18 protein-coding genes and 1 tRNA gene are annotated in these 17,252 nt (G+C 55.6%); 14 read left to right on the plus strand and 5 right to left on the minus strand.

What is annotated here, in order from left to right; genetic code table 11:
* Positions 1-14: 14 nt before the first annotated feature.
* Positions 15-629, plus strand: coding sequence for a heme ABC exporter ATP-binding protein CcmA (gene ccmA, locus AC6I9Z_RS02240; RefSeq protein ID WP_461457409.1), 615 nt, complete (start codon positions 15-17; stop codon positions 627-629).
* Positions 629-1,276, plus strand: a complete 648-nt coding sequence (locus AC6I9Z_RS02245) for a heme exporter protein CcmB (protein WP_461458221.1) — start codon at positions 629-631, stop codon at positions 1,274-1,276. The genes ccmA and AC6I9Z_RS02245 overlap by 1 nt, the downstream gene beginning before the upstream one ends.
* Positions 1,277-1,278: 2 nt before the next feature.
* Here AC6I9Z_RS02245 and AC6I9Z_RS02250 read toward each other — a convergent pair whose 3' ends face one another.
* Positions 1,279-2,037: a competence/damage-inducible protein A gene (locus AC6I9Z_RS02250; RefSeq protein WP_461457407.1), complete on the minus strand. Its 759-nt coding sequence runs from the start codon at positions 2,035-2,037 to the stop codon at positions 1,279-1,281.
* A 114-nt stretch (positions 2,038-2,151) separates the two neighbouring features.
* Between AC6I9Z_RS02250 and AC6I9Z_RS02255 the strand changes: the two genes are divergently transcribed.
* The 6 genes from AC6I9Z_RS02255 to AC6I9Z_RS02280 all read left to right on the plus strand — a co-directional run bounded on the left by AC6I9Z_RS02255 (position 2,152) and on the right by AC6I9Z_RS02280 (position 8,648).
* Entirely contained in the window at positions 2,152-2,814 is a 663-nt protein-coding gene (locus AC6I9Z_RS02255; protein ID WP_461457405.1) for a hypothetical protein, read from the plus strand.
* A 66-nt stretch (positions 2,815-2,880) separates the two neighbouring features.
* Positions 2,881-3,708 carry a type I methionyl aminopeptidase gene (map, locus tag AC6I9Z_RS02260; protein WP_461457403.1) on the plus strand — a complete coding sequence of 276 codons (828 nt, stop codon included), beginning with the start codon at positions 2,881-2,883 and terminating at the stop codon, positions 3,706-3,708.
* 90 nt (positions 3,709-3,798) lie between these two features.
* Positions 3,799-5,955: a PQQ-dependent dehydrogenase, methanol/ethanol family gene (locus AC6I9Z_RS02265; protein ID WP_461457401.1), complete on the plus strand. Its 2,157-nt coding sequence runs from the start codon at positions 3,799-3,801 to the stop codon at positions 5,953-5,955.
* Positions 5,956-6,178: 223 nt separating this feature from the next.
* On the plus strand, positions 6,179-6,517 hold the full coding sequence (locus AC6I9Z_RS02270; RefSeq protein WP_108811770.1) for a P-II family nitrogen regulator: 339 nt from the start codon (positions 6,179-6,181) through the stop codon (positions 6,515-6,517).
* A gap of 72 nt (positions 6,518-6,589) precedes the next feature.
* The gene (gene glnA, locus AC6I9Z_RS02275; RefSeq protein ID WP_461457399.1) at positions 6,590-8,002 is read left to right on the plus strand and encodes a type I glutamate--ammonia ligase; all 1,413 of its coding nucleotides are present in this window, start codon (positions 6,590-6,592) and stop codon (positions 8,000-8,002) included.
* 139 nt (positions 8,003-8,141) lie between these two features.
* A complete protein-coding gene (locus AC6I9Z_RS02280) occupies positions 8,142-8,648 on the plus strand; it encodes a ClbS/DfsB family four-helix bundle protein (protein WP_497811145.1) in 507 nt (168 codons plus the stop codon).
* A gap of 2 nt (positions 8,649-8,650) precedes the next feature.
* On the opposite strand, the gene AC6I9Z_RS02285 is transcribed toward AC6I9Z_RS02280, so the two are convergent.
* Together AC6I9Z_RS02285 and AC6I9Z_RS02290 are read right to left on the minus strand one after the other, a co-directional pair.
* Positions 8,651-8,965, minus strand: coding sequence for a DUF1330 domain-containing protein (locus tag AC6I9Z_RS02285; protein WP_461457395.1), 315 nt, complete (start codon positions 8,963-8,965; stop codon positions 8,651-8,653).
* The gene (locus AC6I9Z_RS02290) at positions 8,962-10,179 is read right to left on the minus strand and encodes a CaiB/BaiF CoA transferase family protein (protein ID WP_461457393.1); all 1,218 of its coding nucleotides are present in this window, start codon (positions 10,177-10,179) and stop codon (positions 8,962-8,964) included. Before AC6I9Z_RS02290 ends, AC6I9Z_RS02285 begins: the two co-directional genes overlap by 4 nt.
* A 95-nt stretch (positions 10,180-10,274) precedes the next feature.
* Here AC6I9Z_RS02290 and AC6I9Z_RS02295 point away from each other — a divergent pair, with 95 nt between their 5' ends.
* Positions 10,275-11,792: a hypothetical protein gene (locus AC6I9Z_RS02295; RefSeq protein WP_461457391.1), complete on the plus strand. Its 1,518-nt coding sequence runs from the start codon at positions 10,275-10,277 to the stop codon at positions 11,790-11,792.
* 48 nt (positions 11,793-11,840) lie between these two features.
* Here the strand turns inward: AC6I9Z_RS02295 and AC6I9Z_RS02300 are convergent.
* Positions 11,841-11,928, minus strand: a tRNA-Ser gene (locus AC6I9Z_RS02300).
* A 105-nt stretch (positions 11,929-12,033) separates the two neighbouring features.
* Here AC6I9Z_RS02300 and AC6I9Z_RS02305 point away from each other — a divergent pair.
* Positions 12,034-13,065, plus strand: coding sequence for a peptidylprolyl isomerase (locus tag AC6I9Z_RS02305; RefSeq protein WP_461457389.1), 1,032 nt, complete (start codon positions 12,034-12,036; stop codon positions 13,063-13,065).
* Between the two features lie 347 nt (positions 13,066-13,412).
* Positions 13,413-14,333: a peptidylprolyl isomerase gene (locus tag AC6I9Z_RS02310; RefSeq protein ID WP_497811147.1), complete on the plus strand. Its 921-nt coding sequence runs from the start codon at positions 13,413-13,415 to the stop codon at positions 14,331-14,333.
* Here AC6I9Z_RS02310 and AC6I9Z_RS02315 read toward each other — a convergent pair.
* A complete protein-coding gene (locus AC6I9Z_RS02315; RefSeq protein WP_461457385.1) occupies positions 14,330-14,797 on the minus strand; it encodes an Lrp/AsnC family transcriptional regulator in 468 nt (155 codons plus the stop codon). The two genes, AC6I9Z_RS02310 and AC6I9Z_RS02315, sit on opposite strands and share 4 nt — an antisense overlap.
* Before the next feature lie 132 nt (positions 14,798-14,929).
* On the opposite strand from AC6I9Z_RS02315, the gene ald reads away from it, so the two are divergent.
* From ald to AC6I9Z_RS02330, 3 genes are read left to right on the plus strand one after another with little or no spacing between them, the layout of a single operon-like run.
* Positions 14,930-16,054, plus strand: coding sequence for an alanine dehydrogenase (gene ald, locus AC6I9Z_RS02320; protein WP_461457383.1), 1,125 nt, complete (start codon positions 14,930-14,932; stop codon positions 16,052-16,054).
* A 14-nt stretch (positions 16,055-16,068) separates the two neighbouring features.
* Positions 16,069-17,040 (plus strand): oxidoreductase, encoded by a 972-nt coding sequence (locus AC6I9Z_RS02325; protein ID WP_461457381.1) that lies wholly within the window; start codon positions 16,069-16,071, stop codon positions 17,038-17,040.
* Positions 17,040-17,252: a DUF5818 domain-containing protein gene (locus AC6I9Z_RS02330; RefSeq protein ID WP_461457379.1), complete on the plus strand. Its 213-nt coding sequence runs from the start codon at positions 17,040-17,042 to the stop codon at positions 17,250-17,252. The genes AC6I9Z_RS02325 and AC6I9Z_RS02330 overlap by 1 nt, the downstream gene beginning before the upstream one ends.

Below are 17,252 nucleotides of genomic sequence, written 5' to 3' on the forward strand. Positions count from 1 at the left end.
GGGCGTCAACCAAAATGCGGATAGACGGCGGCGATAATCTGCGCGCCGAAGCCCTTTCGTGCGTGCGCGGCGACAAATTGCTATTTCGCGATCTGAATTTTACGCTGGAACCCGGACAGGCCGGGCTGGTCACCGGACCCAATGGAGTCGGTAAATCCAGCCTGCTGCGACTAATTGCGGGATTGCTGGAGCCTTTTTCCGGCACCATCCATGTTCCGACATCGGTTGCTATATGTGATGACCGGATGGCTCTTGATGAAAATCTGCCCCTGCAAGACGCGCTCCGGTTTTGGGCCAGTCTGGATGACAGGCTAGAAGGTGATTGTGCCGACGCCATGGGCGCTGCTGATATGGGCCATCTCGCCGAAGTGCCCATCCGCTATTTTTCAACCGGCCAGCGCCAGCGCGCGCGGCTTGCCCGCACTTTTCTGACAGCGGCCGATCTGTGGCTACTGGACGAACCTGCCAATGGTCTGGATACAGCATCGGTGGAGCTGCTTGGACAAAGCCTGCAAGCCCATCTGAAGCGCGGCGGCATGATCCTCGCCGCCAGTCATATCGCGCTGCCGGTTTCCTTCGACCTTCAACTTGAACTCACTGCGCTGGAAGAGATGGAGACGCCGCAATGATCGGCGCGCTCAAAACGATGATCTGGCGCGATGTCCGGCAAAGCTACGCCAGCGGCGGCACTTGGCTACCCGTGATTTTCTATCTCTCGGCGGCGACCCTGTTTCCTTTTGCAGTGGGGCCGGACCGCGACCTGCTGCTCCAGACCGGTGGCGGCATATTGTGGATCGCGGCATTGCTTGCGACCCTCCTGCCGCTCGACAGGTTGGTGCAGCCGGATCTTGATAGCGGCTTCCATGACCAATTGCTCGTGCGCGGCATTGCCGATGAGCTCATCGCCTTTGCCAGGCTGATCTCGCATTGGTTGGCTTTTGGGCCGCCATTGCTGTTCGCAGCTTTACTGGCCAGTGGTCTAATGGGCTTGGAAGGCCCGCCGCTGATCACCCTGCTCGCCAGCTTGGCGATTGCCACTCCTGCTCTCGCGGGCCTCGCAGTAATGATCGCAGCCCTGACGGCGGGCCTGAAAGGTGCCGGTGCTTTGGGTGGATTGCTGCTGGTGCCGCTGGCCATTCCGTTGCTGATCTTTGGAGCCGGTAGCTTGGCCGATCAAAGCGGAAGCGCGCTGCTGTTCCTCAGCGCGATATCACTATTGCTGGTCGCAATCACGCCCTTTGCTGCAGGTGCTGCATTAAAAGCAATGCGGGAATAAGCCTAAATACCACCGTCGGTGACTTCGTAACCGGCCTCTTCCAGACCGGACTTCAGCGCCGCCGTACAGGTCGCCAGCTCCTCCGCATCGGTGGATCGAACCACAAAGTTTGCGCCGACAGTACCGTTGCGGAAAAACGGATAGCTGCCAATCTGGCAGCCTTCATGCGCATTTTCGGCGGCGGTCAGCACATCGGCAATTTCGCTTTCCGGCGCCCACGCCCCTAGTGTTGCGGAGAGCAGCGGCGCGCCGCCTTCCAATGTGCCGGTCAATGCATCCAGCATACCGGCTGTTATATGCGGGACACCAGCCATCAGATACAGATTGTCGATCTTTATTCCGGGCGCGCCAGACATGCGATTTTCGATCAGTTCCGCACCATCGGGCACGCGCGCCATGCGCAAGCGGCCTTCATTAATCCCGCCTTTGTCAGCATAATAGCGTTCCAATATCGCCCGTGCGGTCGGATGGACAATCACATCGACCCCCAACGCCTTTGAGATGGCGTCCACCGTGATATCATCATGGGTCGGACCAATGCCGCCAGTGGTGAACAGATAATCGTTGCGCGCCCGTAAGATGTTCACCGCTTCGGCAATGGCGTCCATATCGTCGGCAATCACCCGCACTTCGCCCAGCCTGATGCCCTGCACGTTCAGCCACTTGGCGATTTGCGCGATATTCTTGTCCTGCGTACGGCCAGAGAGAATCTCGTCACCAATGACGATCAGGGCGGCTGTGTAAATGCGGGCTGTGTTCATGGCCCTTGGATATAGAGCAGTTCGGCAAATCATCAACGGCCATTTGCAATTTGGTAAGGTCCGGCAATTAAACTGCGCTGGGGTGCATCAGATCCTCTCCAACGGGAGAATATTATGACCATTCAATTGGGACAATTTGGTTTTGAAGCGGCGTTGCATGATGATGACGCAACCCTCTGCATTTCCCAGGACGGCGCACACCTGATCATAGACGAAAATGCCGCACCAACGGGCATGGTCTCGCTCATGGCCGGCTTCGCTTTTGCACTGGCGTTCATCGCTTTCGGGTTGTTTGTTGTCACTTGGGACATAGATGCTGCGAGCGAGCCCCTGCGCTATCCTGTTGCCGGTCTTTTTGCACTGGTTGGTCTCGGTCTGTTATGGCTGATGCTCAGCCGCAAAAACAATATCAGGCGGGTGATCGCGGACAGCGACACGCAGACGATAGAATATGGTCGGATCGTTGCTGGCAAAAATGCTGACTGGAATTATCGCCAAAAAGGCGTTTTTGATTACCGTCGGGCCGAAAGATTCGATACCGGTTATGTGGATCACACCGCACCGGGCGCTGAACGCACTTTAACGGGTCTGTATGTCAAAGCGCCAGACGGACCGCGCGGCGGCTTACTGGTGATGGGTGCGCTCTATGAAATCGAAATCGTGATCGATTATATCTACCGGCATATGAGTGATTCTGCCCAGGCCGGGAATGATTTCGATGACCAGGGTAACAGCCTGCCACGCAGTTTCGTTCCGCAAAACCGGAATGATCGCTGATCCCCATCCCAAATTTCTGCCAAAATTCTCATGGTCAAACCTGCCAATTATCCATATATGTGACCTATGACTGACTATCTGACTGTAGAAGATACCACCCCGCAAAGCCGCACCGGCGCAATTAAGCTGCACGGTCCGGAAGGCTTTGAGGGCATGCGCAAGGCCGGCCGGCTGGCCGCTGAAATTCTCGATGGGCTGGTGCCGCACGTTGTGCCGGGCGTGACCACTGGCGCGCTTGACGACATGGTCCGTCAACATGCTTTCCGCGAAGGTGTCGTGCCTGCGACCCTCGGCTATCGCGGTTTTACCCATAGCTGCTGCACCTCGATCAACCATGTCGTATGCCATGGGATTCCGGGCGTCAAGAAACTCAAGGAAGGCGATATCGTCAATATTGACGTGACCGTTATCGTCGATGGCTGGCACGGTGACACCAGCCGCATGTTCCTGATTGGCAAGACACCTGTGAAAGCTTCCAGACTGGTCCAGACCACCTATGAATGTCTGATGCTGGGCATTGAACAAGCCAAGCCGGGCAATCGCATGGGCGATGTGGCGCACGCAATCCAGACCCATGCCGAAGGTAATCGATATAGTGTAGTGCGCGATTTTTGCGGCCATGGTCTGGGTCAAATGTTCCATGATGCCCCGGAAGTTGTCCATGCCGGGCGGCCCGGTACGGGGCCGGAACTGCGTCCCGGCATGTTCTTCACCATCGAGCCGATGATCAATATCGGCAAATATGCCGTGAAGATGCTGGAGGACGGCTGGACAGCCGTCACGCGGGACCGCTCTTTGTCGGCCCAGTTTGAACATAGCATCGGGATCACCGAAACCGGCTGCGAGATTTTCACCAAAAGCCCTGCCGGTCTGGATTGCCCGCCTTACGCATAAACAAGCATCAGCCTTGACCGCAGCGCTGAAATTTAGCTAGTCAGTTAAATCAGGTTTTACCCATGAAGGTAAAATCGGCTCGGGAGAAATATGATGCGCCGTCTGGGACTCTTTTTTGCAACCTGTTTGCTGGCCGCTTGCCAGAGCCAGACGGGCGATGATGCTAGCGTATCAGCTGACGGCGCAGAATGGAGCAATATCGGCTTTAGCGCCAAAGAACAGCGGCACAGTCCTCTTGACCAGATTAATGACAGCAATGTCGGCGAACTCGGCATTGCCTGGTTCAAGGATTTACCTGACGCACGCGGTCAGGAAGCGACCCCCGTGGTTGTCGATGGCAAAATGTATATCTCCACAGCCTGGTCCAAAGTCTTTGCCTATGATGCAAAAACCGGCGAGGAACTCTGGTCCTATGATCCCGAGGTGCCTGGCGAAAAGGCCGTGGATGCCTGCTGCGATGTCGTCAATCGCGGGGTCGCCATTTCTCGCGGCAAACTGTTCTTCGGCACGATTGATGGCCGCCTGATTGCGCTGGATGCCAATACCGGCGCGAGGTTGTGGGAAAAGCAAACCACCGACAATAGCAAACCCTACACAATTACCGGCGCGCCGCGTGTGGTCAAAAATATGGTGATCATCGGCAATGGCGGCGCCGAATTTGGCGTGCGCGGTTATCTGACCGCTTATAATGTATCGGACGGTTCCCAGAAGTGGCGGTTTTACACGGTTCCCAACCCTGAAGGTGAAGCGGATGGGGCGGCGAGCGACGAGATTTTCGCCAAAGCCGCCAACAAGACCTGGGGTGATGGAGAATGGAAAGAATCCGGCGGCGGCGGAACGGTTTGGGACAGCATCGTCTATGATGAAGAACTCGACCAGCTTTATTTCGGTGTTGGCAATGGCAATCCGTGGAATCATGGCCTGCGTTCCGGAGGAGAGGGTGATAACCTGTTCCTGTCATCCATTGTTGCGGTAAACCCCGATACCGGCAAATATCTCTGGCATTATCAGGAAACGCCCGCCGAGACCTGGGACTATACCGCTACGCAGCATATCATTATCGCCGAGATTGACTGGCCCAAAGAAACCGAAGATGGCGAAGCCACGGCCTTGACGGAAAAGCGCAAGGTGCTGTTCCACGCCCCCAAAAACGGCTTTTTCTTTGTCATCGATCGGACCAATGGCCGGTTGATGAGCGCAGAACCGTTTGTCGACAATATCAACTGGGCCGAAGGCTATGATCTCGAAACCGGGCGGCCAATCGAAAATCCGGAGGCACGTTTCTATAAAACGGGCAAGCCATTTGTCTCTATCCCAGGCGCTCTCGGCGCGCATAATTGGCACCCGATGAGCTACAATCCGAAAAGCGGACTGGTCTATATTCCGGCCCAGCAGATCCCGCAGGGATATGAAGTGCCAACCTCTGATCTGGATAAAAAGCGTGAGCGGCTTGGCTTTAATGTTGGTATCGGCTGGGCAATTGGCCAGCTGCCCGATGACAAGGATGTTTACAGGGCCGCAATTGCTGCCACAACCGGCAAGCTCGTCGCCTTTGACCCTAAAGCGGGCGAGGTCGCATGGTCAGTTGATTATCCCGCTGCCTGGAATGGCGGCACCATGACAACCGCTGGCAATCTGGTGTTTCAAGGCACTAGTGTTGGCCTGTTCAAGGCCTTTGCGGCGGATAGCGGTGAAGAACTGTTGAGCATGGACATGCAGTCCGGCATTGTGGCTGCGCCTTCAACCTACATGATAGATGGCGAACAATATGTCGCGTTCCTAACCAGCAAGGGCGGCGCATTCCCATTGGTTGCCGGCGTGGCTGGCGGGGCATCGCGGATGGTGCCAAATATCCCGCGGCTGGTTGTGATGAAACTCGGCGGTAAGACCGCTCTGCCTGCATTGCCGGAAAAAGGTGAAGTCGTTTGGGATCCACCGGAGCCAACTGGCACACCGAAACAGGTTGCCGAGGGCAAAGCACTCTATGGTCGCTTCTGTCTAGTCTGTCATGGCGATAGCGCTGTCGGCAATGGCTTTACGCCTGATCTGCGTATCTCGGGCACTCTGGGCAGCGAGGAAGCCTGGGCTTCTATTATCGCTGGCGGCGCATTGAAGCAGCATGGCATGGTCAGCTTCTCATCGCAGTTAAAGCCTGATCAGGTCGAGGCGCTGCGCCATTATGTGATTGATCGCTCCAATTGGACCAAGGCCAATGTCGCCGACGTCAGTGCGCCAATTGCCCGATAGATAATGCGTCTCAGGCCTGCCTAATATTTAGGCAGAGCATCGCAAAAATGCCCGTTTTTTGGGCGGCATTGAAACTGCCACGGTTTAGCTTTAGCAGTTTACCGGCGATTCTTTTCACGATTCCAAACTGGCATGGTAATTGAATTGTAGCGGGCAAGTGCGCCCGATTTTGGTGCTGCATAAGCATGCCAGAACTTGAGTAAACGGGACAGGAACGAATAAAATGAAAAAGATCGAAGCGATCATCAAGCCTTTCAAACTCGACGAAGTCAAAGAGGCTCTTCATGAGGTGGGGGTATCCGGCATCACTGTCACCGAAGCAAAAGGTTTTGGCCGCCAGAAGGGCCATACCGAGCTGTATCGCGGTGCGGAATATGTCGTGGACTTCCTGCCCAAGGTGAAGCTCGAGGTCGTCGTTGACGATAATCTCGCTGAACGGGTCGTTGAAGCCATTTCCACCGCCGCCCAAACCGGCCGCATTGGCGACGGTAAAATCTTCGTCATTCCAGTCGAATCAGCGCTGCGTATCCGCACCGGTGAACGCGACAGCGATGCAATTTAGGGCAGCGCGATAAAGAGCGAAGCGACGCAATTTAACTTTCAATAAATTCAAAACAAACCAAGGGACGAAATAATGGGCAATACTACTGCAGACATCATGAAAATGATCAAGGAGCATGAGATCGAGTGGGTCGACGTGCGTTTCACTGATCCACGCGGCAAGTGGCAACATCTGTCCATGTGCGCCGAAGTTGTAGACGAAGATGTTCTGGAAGAAGGCTTCATGTTTGATGGATCATCCATCGAAGGCTGGAAAGCGATTAACGAGTCCGACATGATCCTGCGCCCTGATCTTGATGCAGTATATATGGATCCGTTTTCAGCCACACCAATGATGGTATTGGTCTGTAATATTGTCGAGCCCGGTGATGGTTCGCTTTATGGCCGCGACCCACGCTCCACCGCAGTGCGCGCCGAAGCCTATCTGAAGTCCACCGGCATCGGTGACACCGTCTATGTCGGACCAGAGCCAGAATTTTTCATGTTCGACGATGTGAAATTTGAAGATGGCTATGACCGCAGCGGCTATAAAATTGACGATGTCGAGCTGCCGACCAACACTGGCCGTGACTATGACATTGGCAATATGGGTCATCGCCCGCGTGCCAAGGGCGGTTATTTCCCGGTTGCTCCCGTCGACAGCGCCATGGACATCCGCGGCGAGATGGTTGCCACAATGATGGAAATGGGTCTGCCCATGGACAAGCATCACCACGAAGTGGCCGCTGCGCAGCATGAGCTGGGTATTACTTTTGGCACACTGGTCGAAACCGCTGACCGGACGCAAGTCTATAAATATGTCGTGCAGCAGGTTGCTCACGCCTATGGCAAAACCGCTACCTTCATGCCCAAGCCGATCAAGGATGATAACGGTTCCGGCATGCATACCCACATGTCGATCTGGAAAGAAGGCAAGCCGCTTTTCGCCGGCAATGAATATGCTGGCCTGTCCGAAACCTGCCTCCACTATATTGGCGGCGTGATCAAACATGCCAAGGCATGTAACGCTTTCACCAATGCCACGACCAACAGCTACAAGCGTCTGGTTCCAGGCTTTGAGGCACCGGTGCTGCTGGCTTATTCCAGCCGCAACCGTTCTGCCTCTTGCCGAATCCCTTATGGCGCAGGCGATAAGGCAAAACGCGTTGAATTCCGTTTCCCGGATGCACTGGCCAACCCGTATCTGTCGGCTTCCGCTCTGTTGATGGCTGGCCTCGATGGTATCGAAAATAAAATCCACCCTGGCGACGCGATGGACAAAAACCTCTATGATCTGCCGCCAGCAGAACTGGCTGAAGTGCCAACAGTTTGTGGCTCGCTACGCGAAGCGCTGGAAGCATTGGAAGCGGATCACGAATTCCTGCTCAAAGGCGACGTTTTCACCAAGGATCAGATCGACGCTTATGCCGAATTGAAATGGGAAGAAGTCAGCCGTCTGGAAACCACGCCAGCGCCTGTCGAATTTGACATGTACTATTCCAGCTGATCCTGTCGATCAGATTGGACTAAAAAAGTCCGGAGCAAGCAATTGCTCCGGACTTTTTTGTTGCTGCGTTTGACACGGGTCAAATCATTCTTTGTCCAGGCCAGCTATCGTCAACCTACGGCCAGAAAGCGATAGGAGAATGAAGATGGTTGCGCATAGCAAGGAGGAGCTCGTCACAGTGATGACGAAAGAATATGCCAAGCTGGAAAAGCTGATCGGGGACATCGACGAAAAGCTCGCCCTGACCCCGCATCCAGAGGATGATATCACAATCAAAGACACTATCGCACACCGGGTTCACTGGAATGACCTTTTCTTTGGCTGGTATGCAGATGGCCTGGCTGGCCGGCCGGTTCATGTCCCGACCAAAGGATACAAGTGGAACCAGCTCAAAGAATATAACGCCAAAGTCCGGGAGGAAACCGCAGATCAATCCTGGGACGAAGCCAAAGCCAAGCTGTTCGAAGCGCATGCCCGGCTAGCCAAATTCATCGATGAGCGTGACGATAAACAGCTATATGGCCCGCGCAAATATGACTGGCAGGGCAAGTACCCGCTTGGCCGCTGGGCGGAGTCAACCGGACCCAGCCATTACCGGTCCGCTGCGAAATATATTCGCCAGATCAAAAAGGCATTGGCTGATTGAACTCAGCGCCCCGGAATAGGGTGCAGCATCGTCAGGAATTTAAGCTCTGTCCCGGCCCGGCGATGCTCCGACAAAGCCTGATAGTCGGGATCATTATACCAGGCCGTCGCCGCCTCCGCGCTGGGAAACTTGAACAGGACTACGCGACCCTCGGGCGGTTCGCTGCCTTCAAAGGTAGTGCTGTCGTCATCAAAGGTAATGAACGTCCCGCCATGTTTTTTCAGAATCGGGAAAAAGCCTTTTTCATAGACGCGATATTTGGCCGGATCATGGACGGTGAAATTGGCCATGACGTGAACGGGTGCTGCGTCGCTCATGATGCATCCTCCGTTTTGGGTAGCCCGACCGCGTCGCGGATTTCGTCATTGTCCGCGCCCAGTGTCGGCGGATCGGCATAGATATTGGCGGGGCTGGCAGAATAGTGGACGGGATGTTTGATCGAGCGATATTTGCCGATCTTTTCGCCTTCACGCTCGGTCCAGAAACCGACTTGCTGGAGATGCGGATCTTCAAGCACATCGGCCATCTGGTTATAGCGCATCGCGGGAATATTATGCTCGTCGAGCAGTTCCAGCCATTCGTCCGTTGTCTTGGTCGAGGCAATCTCTTCAATGAGTGCATAGAGCGCGGTGATATTCTTGGTGCGTTCGGAATAGGTGGCAAAGCGCGGTTCCTCAAACACTCCTGGCTTGCCGCCCAGCTCGAAAAAGGTTTCCCATTGCCCGTCGCTATAAGGAACGAGGCCGATATAACCGTCCTTGGTCGGATAAGGCTTGCGATTGGGATTAATCGAACGCGTGTAGGCGAGGCGGCCATTGCCCGGAATGAAGGTTTCACCCCATAGATTCTCGACCATATTGAACCAGGTAAAGGCTTCGAACATCGGTACCTGAACAAACTGGCCCTCGCCGGTTTTCTCCTTGTGATACATGGCGGCAAGTGTGGCGTTGACGGCGAAAAGCCCGATGGTTTTGTCTGCGACTAGCGACGGCATATAAAGCGGCCGTCCGCTATCGCCGCGCTTTTCAAACAGCGACGCAAAGCCGGAGGAACATTGGATCAAGTCATCATAAGCCTGCCGGTGGGAATATTCACCGCCTTGGCCAAAGCCCGCGCAATGAACATAAACAATGCCCGGGTTGATTGCCTTGACCGACTCATAATCCAGCCCCAGCCGCTCCATTCCGGCGAGCCGAACATTATGGAAAAACACATCGGCATGTTTGAGCAGTTCTACGATCACCGCCTTGTCGGCTTCTTCCTTGGCATTGAGCGTGATCGATTTCTTGTTGCGGTTGAGCGACGTGAAAATCGGCCCGAGATCGCCGGTTGGACTGTCACCGGCATGGCGCATCATGTCGCCCGGAAACTTGCCGCTGTCATTTTCCACCTTGATGACTTCCGCACCCATGTCGGCAAAATTCAGGGTCGCAAAAGGCCCCAGAACGACAGTGGACATGTCCAGTATCTTCAGGCCCTTTAGCGGCCCGGTTGGTTCGACATCCCATTGCAGTTCCGGCCATCCGCTCATCAACTTATCCTCAAATTATTTAGGTGCATGAATATGCGTGTCTGTTATCAGTTTTAATCGATCGATGAACTGTTTATTTTGAGGGACTTTCACGCATGACAATTTCGGACCGCCAAGCACCTGTTCTTATTGGTGTGGGGGAAGCCAGCGGGCAATCCCTGAAGCAGGCATTGGGACTGGAATGGCCCTCGCCGGTTGACCTGGCTTCGGCCGCGGCAAAAGCCGCGCTGGCCGATAGCGGCGCTGCGGAAAATCTTGGCGCGTCAATTGATTGCCTGCTTGCCACCCGTCTGTTCTATGACAGCGGCGTTGGGCATGACTATGGCTCGCCGGACAATTTCCCCGATGCGATTGCGCAGGCGGCTGGTCTTAATCCGGCGCAGCTGATTTATGGCGATGTCGGCGGTCAAAGTCCGCAAAAACATTTGAACGAGCTGGCGGTCCAGCTACACGAAGGGAAAATCAAGGCAGCTATTCTATGCGGTTCGGAATCCATTGGCACGGTGAAGCGCGCCAAGAAGGCTGGCCATGCAATGGATTGGAACCAGCCTTCGGATCGCGACTATATCGACAAGCGCACCGAATTTCCGGTCCTCACCATGTATGAATTCCGCCACGGGATTATCTCCATGCCGATAGCCTATGGCCTGCTCGAAAACGCGCGCCGCAGCCGCCTCGATATGGACCGGGCCAGCTATGCGGCAGACATGGCCGAGCTTTGGTCTGGCTTCTCCTCGGTTGCATCCACGCGTGAACATGCGCAATTTGCAAAGGACTGGAGCGCAGAAAAATTGCTGCAGGATGGCGACGGCAACTATCAGCTCAATGATCCCTATCGCCGCTGGATGGTGGCACAGGATGCAGTGGCTCTAGGTGCAGCGGTAATCGTCACGACTGCGGGTCATGCGGAAGATCTCGGCATATCCGAAGACAAGATAATCTACCTGCACAGCGGCGCGGATGCGAGCGTACCGATCATCAGCCAGCAAATGGACCTGTCGCGATCTCCTGCCGTCGAATGGGCGGTGAGTAAGGCGCTCGACCTTGCCGAGCGGCAGGCGAGCGATATCGGTCCGATTGATATTTACAGCTGTTTCCCGGTCGCGGTATCGCTGGTGATGGAGGCGCTGAACCAACCTGATCGGCCTTTGGCGAGCTACACGCTGACCGGCGGGCTGAGCTTCTTTGGCGGACCCGGCAATAGTTACAGCACCCATGCCATTGTCGCTTTGGTGCAGGCGCTGCGGCAGGATGGCAGCAAGCCCGGCATGATCTCCGCCAATGGCGGCGCGATCAACAAGGAATCCGTCGGTATTTACGCGGCACAACCACTGGCAGGCGGCTGGTCACCCGACCGGATCGCGACGCCCAATGCCCTGCCACCCGATGAAGGGACAAAGCCCGATCATTTCGCGTCAGGTGATGGCGTGATCAAAAGCTATGCGCTACCCTATGCAAAAGGTGTCGCCGGAGCCGCGACCTTGTGGTTGCAGGATGCGAATGGCGTGCCCTGCATCGGCCTGCTGGACAATCCGCCGGAAGACAGGGATCTGATTGGCAAGAAGGTTACGATTACCTCCGATGGCAAGCGCAATCATGCGGTGCTGGAATAAGCCAGACCAAGGGGGTGCCCCATACCGGATATTTGGCTTAGGAAAAAATGGCGGAGCCGGAGGGATTCGAACCCTCGATAGGTTGCCCTATACACGCTTTCCAAGCGTGCGCGATCGACCACTCTGCCACGGCTCCGCAATGCTATTCAGAATCATATTTGGTCGAAATTCTGGCAGCGCCGCTTCCCCTAGTGTGCGAATCGCTCTTTCGCAAGTCATTGCTTGCGGTTAGGGTCGGGGCATGACGAAAAATATCCTGATTGCGCCGCTCGCCGCGCTGCTCGCTCCGCTTCTGGCCGTGTCCCCGCTAACCGCGATCAATGCGCAGGAACCACCGAAGCAGCAATTTCCGAGCCCCAATGCGATAGTGGACGCAGCGCCAGCGAGCGACTGGAAAACCGTGGCGGCCAGAGATTTACTGGTCATGGATCTGATCCCCGATGCCAAGGGCGAGCCGCGCCGCGTGATCATCCAGCTGATGCCGCCACCTTTCTCGCAAGGGTGGATCGGCAATATCCGCAAGCTCGCCGCCGCCAAATTCTGGGACGGCACCAGCATCAACCGGGTGCAGGACAATTATGTCGTGCAATGGGGGGATGCAGGGTACGACAATCCGGAATCGGGCGAGACAGAGCAGAAGGCTTTGCCGGAAGGTTTGGTTGAAGTGCCTGAGAGTGAGTATCAGGTAACTGACCCTTCGCAGGGCCCGATCAACAAAGCAATGATGGCCGCAACAAACTCAGTTTTTGTTGCGCAAGGCGACGCTCCTGAACCGAATTTTCTGTTCGACGACTATGCAGATATAGCTTTTTTCGACCAAGGCTGGCCGATAGCTCAGGAATTTGATTCTCAGTGGCCCATCCACTGCTATGGTGCCGTCGGCGTTGGCCGCAACCTTTCCCCCGACACCGGTACAGGCGCAGAACTTTACACCGTGATCGGCCACGCACCGCGCCATCTCGATCGCAATATTGCGGTGGTCGGACGGATTATCGAAGGCATTGAGCATTTCTCCAGCCTGCCGCGTGGCAAGGGGCAGCTCGGCTTTTATGCCGATCCCAAGAAACGCGTGCCGATCCGGTCGATCCGCCTCGGCACCGCCCTTCCCGATGCTGAGCAGCCCCGGTTCGAATATCTCGACACGGAAAGCGAAGCCTTTGCACGCTATGCCGATGCCCGCGCCAATCGCCGCGATCCGTTTTTTGTCAAACCGGCGGGAGGCGCGGATATCTGCAATATCCCGGTGCCGGTACGGCGGATGAAGACGGAGTGAATCGCGCGAGCAAGGACGTGTGAATTTTGCCTTTCCTACTTTCCGCGAAAACGGTAATTTCCGGCTATGCTGAATTCTGCATCCCTCCCTTCGCGCTGCTTACTACCAGCAGATAATGATCGGGGTGTGATTTGTGTGAACTTTGGTCCGCCAGACAGGTCCGATCGTGCTGGTGCGCAGGCTGCCATCGGCATCCGCGATGCCAAGGGACAATCTGCTATCTCGGCCAGAAAACCACCCTGTGAATTGTGTGAACTTTGAAAAAGGAACCTCTTGAAATGCCGCCTTTTCGCTCCACAAAATCCATATGTCTCCTGCTCGCCGCCCTGATGACTGGATCGGCGCTGATGGCCGCTCCTGCCCGTGCGCAGGAAGAGGAGGCCCAGCCTGAGCCCACGCCCGAAGAGATTCTCAACGCCGCGCCCGCCGATCACTGGCTGCCCATTCCGGTCAGTGACCTGATAATCTTCACCCTGCCCGACGATGCCGAGGGCAATAAGCGGCAAACCGTCATCCAGCTGATTCCGGCCGAAATGTCCGGCGCGCATGTCCGCAATGTTCGCAAATTCGCGGCCCAGCGCTGGTGGGACGGGACGAAAATCTATCGCGTCGCCAAGGATTTCGTAACCCAATTTGGCGGCAATCCTGACAATAAACAGGTTCCCAAGAATCTGGAAACCGTGCCGGAGAGCGACTATTTCAACGCGGCGCTGGGGGCCAAGCGCGATACCGATATGGCTGCGCTCGATGCTGCTGTCACCTATAGCAACCAATATCAGGGCACGGAGATCCGGCCGCTGATGAAAATGATCTATGAAAGCTATGGCAGCAAAGTCGGTTTTGGTGCTGGCTGGCCGATTGGTACCAAGGATGGCAAAGCCTTTCCGCTAACTTGTCGCGGCGCCTTGTCGCCCGCGCACTATGATCCACCGGATGCCGGGACCGGTGCAGAAATATCCATCGTCACTGGTGAGGCGGCCCGCAGTCTCGACATGACTTTTGGCATGGTCGGGCGGGTGATTGACGGGCTGGAACATGTCACCAACCTGCCGCTCGGCACCGCAGCGGGCGGGTTCTATGCCGACAAATCCGAGCATATAAAGATCACATCAATTCAGCTGGCCAGCGAGTTGCCGGTGTCCGAACAGCCGCGCTATGAATATCTCGCCAGCTATAGCCCGTCGCTGCTGCAATATATTGAAGCCCATGGCGGCTATGGCAATATTTGCACAGTTCCGGTGCCAATTCGACGTATGAAGCCGCTTTAACCCAGTAAACGCTCCACCGGATAGCCCGACCATTTCTTGATCGCACGGATCGCAAAAGCACTATGCATTGCAGCAACGCCGGGCAAGCGCGCCAGACAATTGCGATGAATATCATCATAGTCGGCAACGTCCCGCGCCGCGACCCGCAGACGGTAATCGGCTTCGCCAGACATAAGATGGCATTCCAATATTTCGTCAATCTGGTGAACCGCAGTTTCAAAGGCCGAAAAAGATATTTCGGTTTGTGCCGTCAGACGAATCTCTATGAATACATCCAGTTGCAATCCGATTTTGCGGTTATCCAACTCCGCAACATAGCGTTTAATCGCTCCATCTTTTTCCAACGCCTTGATCCGGCGATGACAGGCAGATGGCGACAGACCGACTTTTTCAGACAGGCTGGTCAGCGGAACCTGACTATCCTGCTGCATATGTTCCAACAATGCGATATCGAGTCGATCCATTGAATTTTTTCCGATGGTTTTGTGATTTTCCGGAAATATATTTCATCATATTGGGTTTTGAAACAACTATTTCGAAATTATTCTTACCCGGTTTGCGCTATTATCGGCTGAACATATTTAGGAGACTCGATCATGCGCGTTGGAACACCCAAAGAAGTCAAAAATCATGAATATCGGGTCGGCCTGACCCCGGAATCGGTGCGGGAATTGTCCGCCCATGGTCATGATGTGCTGGTTGAGACCGGTGCCGGTCTCGGCATTGGCGCCGACGATGCCGAATATCAAGCTGCTGGCGCCACAATCGCCGCCAAGGCATCCGATGTTTTTGAGCAATGCGATATGGTGGTGAAGGTTAAGGAACCGCAGGCTGCTGAACGGGCGATGCTGCGAGAGGGGCAGATTTTGTTCACCTATCTCCACCTTGCTCCCGATCCGGAACAAACCGCCGACCTTGTTAAGTCAAAGGCGACATGCATCGCCTATGAAACCGTCACCGGTTCGGGCGGTCTGCCCTTGCTCAAACCAATGAGCCAGGTCGCCGGGCGCATGTCGATACAGGCGGGCGCGACGGCTTTGGAAAAAGCCCATGGCGGCCGCGGCATATTGCTCGGCGGCGTGCCGGGTGTTTCGCCGGGCAAGGTTACCGTCATTGGCGGCGGCGTGGTTGGCTTTAATGCGGCGCAGATGGCTGCTGGCCTGGGCGCGGACGTAACGATCCTCGACCGCAATCCCGAAGTGCTGGAAACTTTGGGTAATTATTTTGAAGCGCGTGCCAAAACGCGCTTTTCCAACAAAGCCAATCTGGCCGAATGTGTCGCCGAGGCGGATTTGGTAATCGGCGCGGTGCTGATCCCCGGAGCCGAGGCACCGAAGCTGGTGACCCGCGACATGCTATCGACCATGCGGCCCGGTTCGGTACTCGCGGACGTCGCGATTGATCAGGGCGGCTGTTTTGAAACGTCCAAAGCGACGACCCATCAGGACCCGACCTATGTGGTCGATGATGTCGTGCATTATTGTGTGGCCAATATGCCGGGCGCGGTATCGCGGACATCTACCTATGCGCTGAACAACGTCACCCTGCCCCACGCCCTCGCCATTGCGAACAAGGGCTGGGAAGCGGCCTTGCGCGATGATATCCATCTGGCCGAGGGGTTGAACGTATGGAACGGCCATGTCACCTATCGCGCCGTGGCCGAAGATTTGGGCTATGATTATATGCCTGTGTCAGAGATAGTGGGGCATAAACCCGAATAGAAGGATATTTCCATATGGCAGCAGCAGATCAGAAACCACTCGGTTCCGGCTTTCCGGCGAAGAGCGAACCGCATAAGGTGCTGGCTGACATTGACCTGACCGGCAAGATCGCGATTGTCACCGGCGGCTATTCCGGCATTGGTTTGGAAACGACAAGGGCGCTGGCCGCCAAGGGTGCCAAAGTGATTGTACCCGTGCGTGATGAAGCCAAGGCGGCGGACAATCTGTCGGGCGTGGAAGGTAATGTTTCTTCTGCCACCATGGACCTGTCGGACATTGCTTCGGTGCGGAAATTTGCCGATGCCATGTGTGGAAGCCTGAACCAGCTGGACCTGCTGATCAACAATGCCGGCATCATGGCTTGTCCGCTTGAACGGGTCGGTCCGGGTTGGGAAAGCCAGTTTGGCGTCAATCATATGGGCCATTTTGCGCTGACCAAAGGCTTGATGCCCCTGCTAGAAAAAGTCGATGCGCCGCGCGTTGTGGCGTTGTCGTCCATCGCGCATAAACGCAATGGCATTTTGTGGGACGATATCCAGTTTGAAAATAGCGAATATAATAAATGGGTATCTTATGCGCAGTCCAAGAGCGCCAATGCCCTGTTCGCTAATGCACTCAGCCGGCGGATGGCAGGTTTTGGCGGGAGAGCCTTTTCGGTCCATCCGGGCGGCATTTTTACACCGCTGCAACGCCATTTGCCGGTGGAGGAGCAGATTGAATTGGGTTGGCTGGATAAAGATGGCGAACCATCGGAACTGGCGAAGGCGGGTTTCAAAACACCGGCACAAGGCTGCACCACCAGCCTGTGGGCCGCAACATCACCGCTGCTGAATGACAAGCACGGGCTTTACTGTGAGGATTGCGATGTCGCCCAGTTGATGGACGAAAATTCGCCCCCCTTTGCCTGTGTTGCGCCGCATGCCTGTGACGATGATGCAGCCGAACGGTTGTGGCAATTGAGCGAAGCATTACTCGCAGACGCCTGATGAAAGACGTTCCTAAAGACAGCGAATATGCCGGGCTGTTGGTCCGTGATGGCTCAGGCTTTGTTCTGCAATCCGATGATGGTCAGCGCTATCGCCTGGAATTGCTCCGCACGCCGATTGATGAAGTGGAAAAGCAGGTCATCGTCACCGGGCTGCTGATCGGTGATGATCAGATCGAGGCCGAAGGTGTGCGGCTGGCGGATGGGAGCTGA

It is taken from the genome of Parasphingorhabdus sp., assembly GCF_059726685.1.

Coding starts and splice junctions, on each gene's coding strand:
- ccmA (WP_461457409.1), top strand. CDS start 15: ATGCGGATAGACGGCGGCGATAATCTGCGCGCCGAAGCCCTTTCGTGC.
- AC6I9Z_RS02250 (WP_461457407.1), bottom strand. CDS start 2,037: ATGAACACAGCCCGCATTTACACAGCCGCCCTGATCGTCATTGGTGAC.
- AC6I9Z_RS02255 (WP_461457405.1), top strand. CDS start 2,152: ATGACCATTCAATTGGGACAATTTGGTTTTGAAGCGGCGTTGCATGAT.
- map (WP_461457403.1), top strand. CDS start 2,881: ATGACTGACTATCTGACTGTAGAAGATACCACCCCGCAAAGCCGCACC.
- AC6I9Z_RS02265 (WP_461457401.1), top strand. CDS start 3,799: ATGATGCGCCGTCTGGGACTCTTTTTTGCAACCTGTTTGCTGGCCGCT.
- AC6I9Z_RS02270 (WP_108811770.1), top strand. CDS start 6,179: ATGAAAAAGATCGAAGCGATCATCAAGCCTTTCAAACTCGACGAAGTC.
- glnA (WP_461457399.1), top strand. CDS start 6,590: ATGGGCAATACTACTGCAGACATCATGAAAATGATCAAGGAGCATGAG.
- AC6I9Z_RS02280 (WP_497811145.1), top strand. CDS start 8,142: ATGAAGATGGTTGCGCATAGCAAGGAGGAGCTCGTCACAGTGATGACG.
- AC6I9Z_RS02285 (WP_461457395.1), bottom strand. CDS start 8,965: ATGAGCGACGCAGCACCCGTTCACGTCATGGCCAATTTCACCGTCCAT.
- AC6I9Z_RS02290 (WP_461457393.1), bottom strand. CDS start 10,179: ATGAGCGGATGGCCGGAACTGCAATGGGATGTCGAACCAACCGGGCCG.
- AC6I9Z_RS02295 (WP_461457391.1), top strand. CDS start 10,275: ATGACAATTTCGGACCGCCAAGCACCTGTTCTTATTGGTGTGGGGGAA.
- AC6I9Z_RS02305 (WP_461457389.1), top strand. CDS start 12,034: ATGACGAAAAATATCCTGATTGCGCCGCTCGCCGCGCTGCTCGCTCCG.
- AC6I9Z_RS02310 (WP_497811147.1), top strand. CDS start 13,413: ATGGCCGCTCCTGCCCGTGCGCAGGAAGAGGAGGCCCAGCCTGAGCCC.
- AC6I9Z_RS02315 (WP_461457385.1), bottom strand. CDS start 14,797: ATGGATCGACTCGATATCGCATTGTTGGAACATATGCAGCAGGATAGT.
- ald (WP_461457383.1), top strand. CDS start 14,930: ATGCGCGTTGGAACACCCAAAGAAGTCAAAAATCATGAATATCGGGTC.
- AC6I9Z_RS02325 (WP_461457381.1), top strand. CDS start 16,069: ATGGCAGCAGCAGATCAGAAACCACTCGGTTCCGGCTTTCCGGCGAAG.
- AC6I9Z_RS02330 (WP_461457379.1), top strand. CDS start 17,040: ATGAAAGACGTTCCTAAAGACAGCGAATATGCCGGGCTGTTGGTCCGT.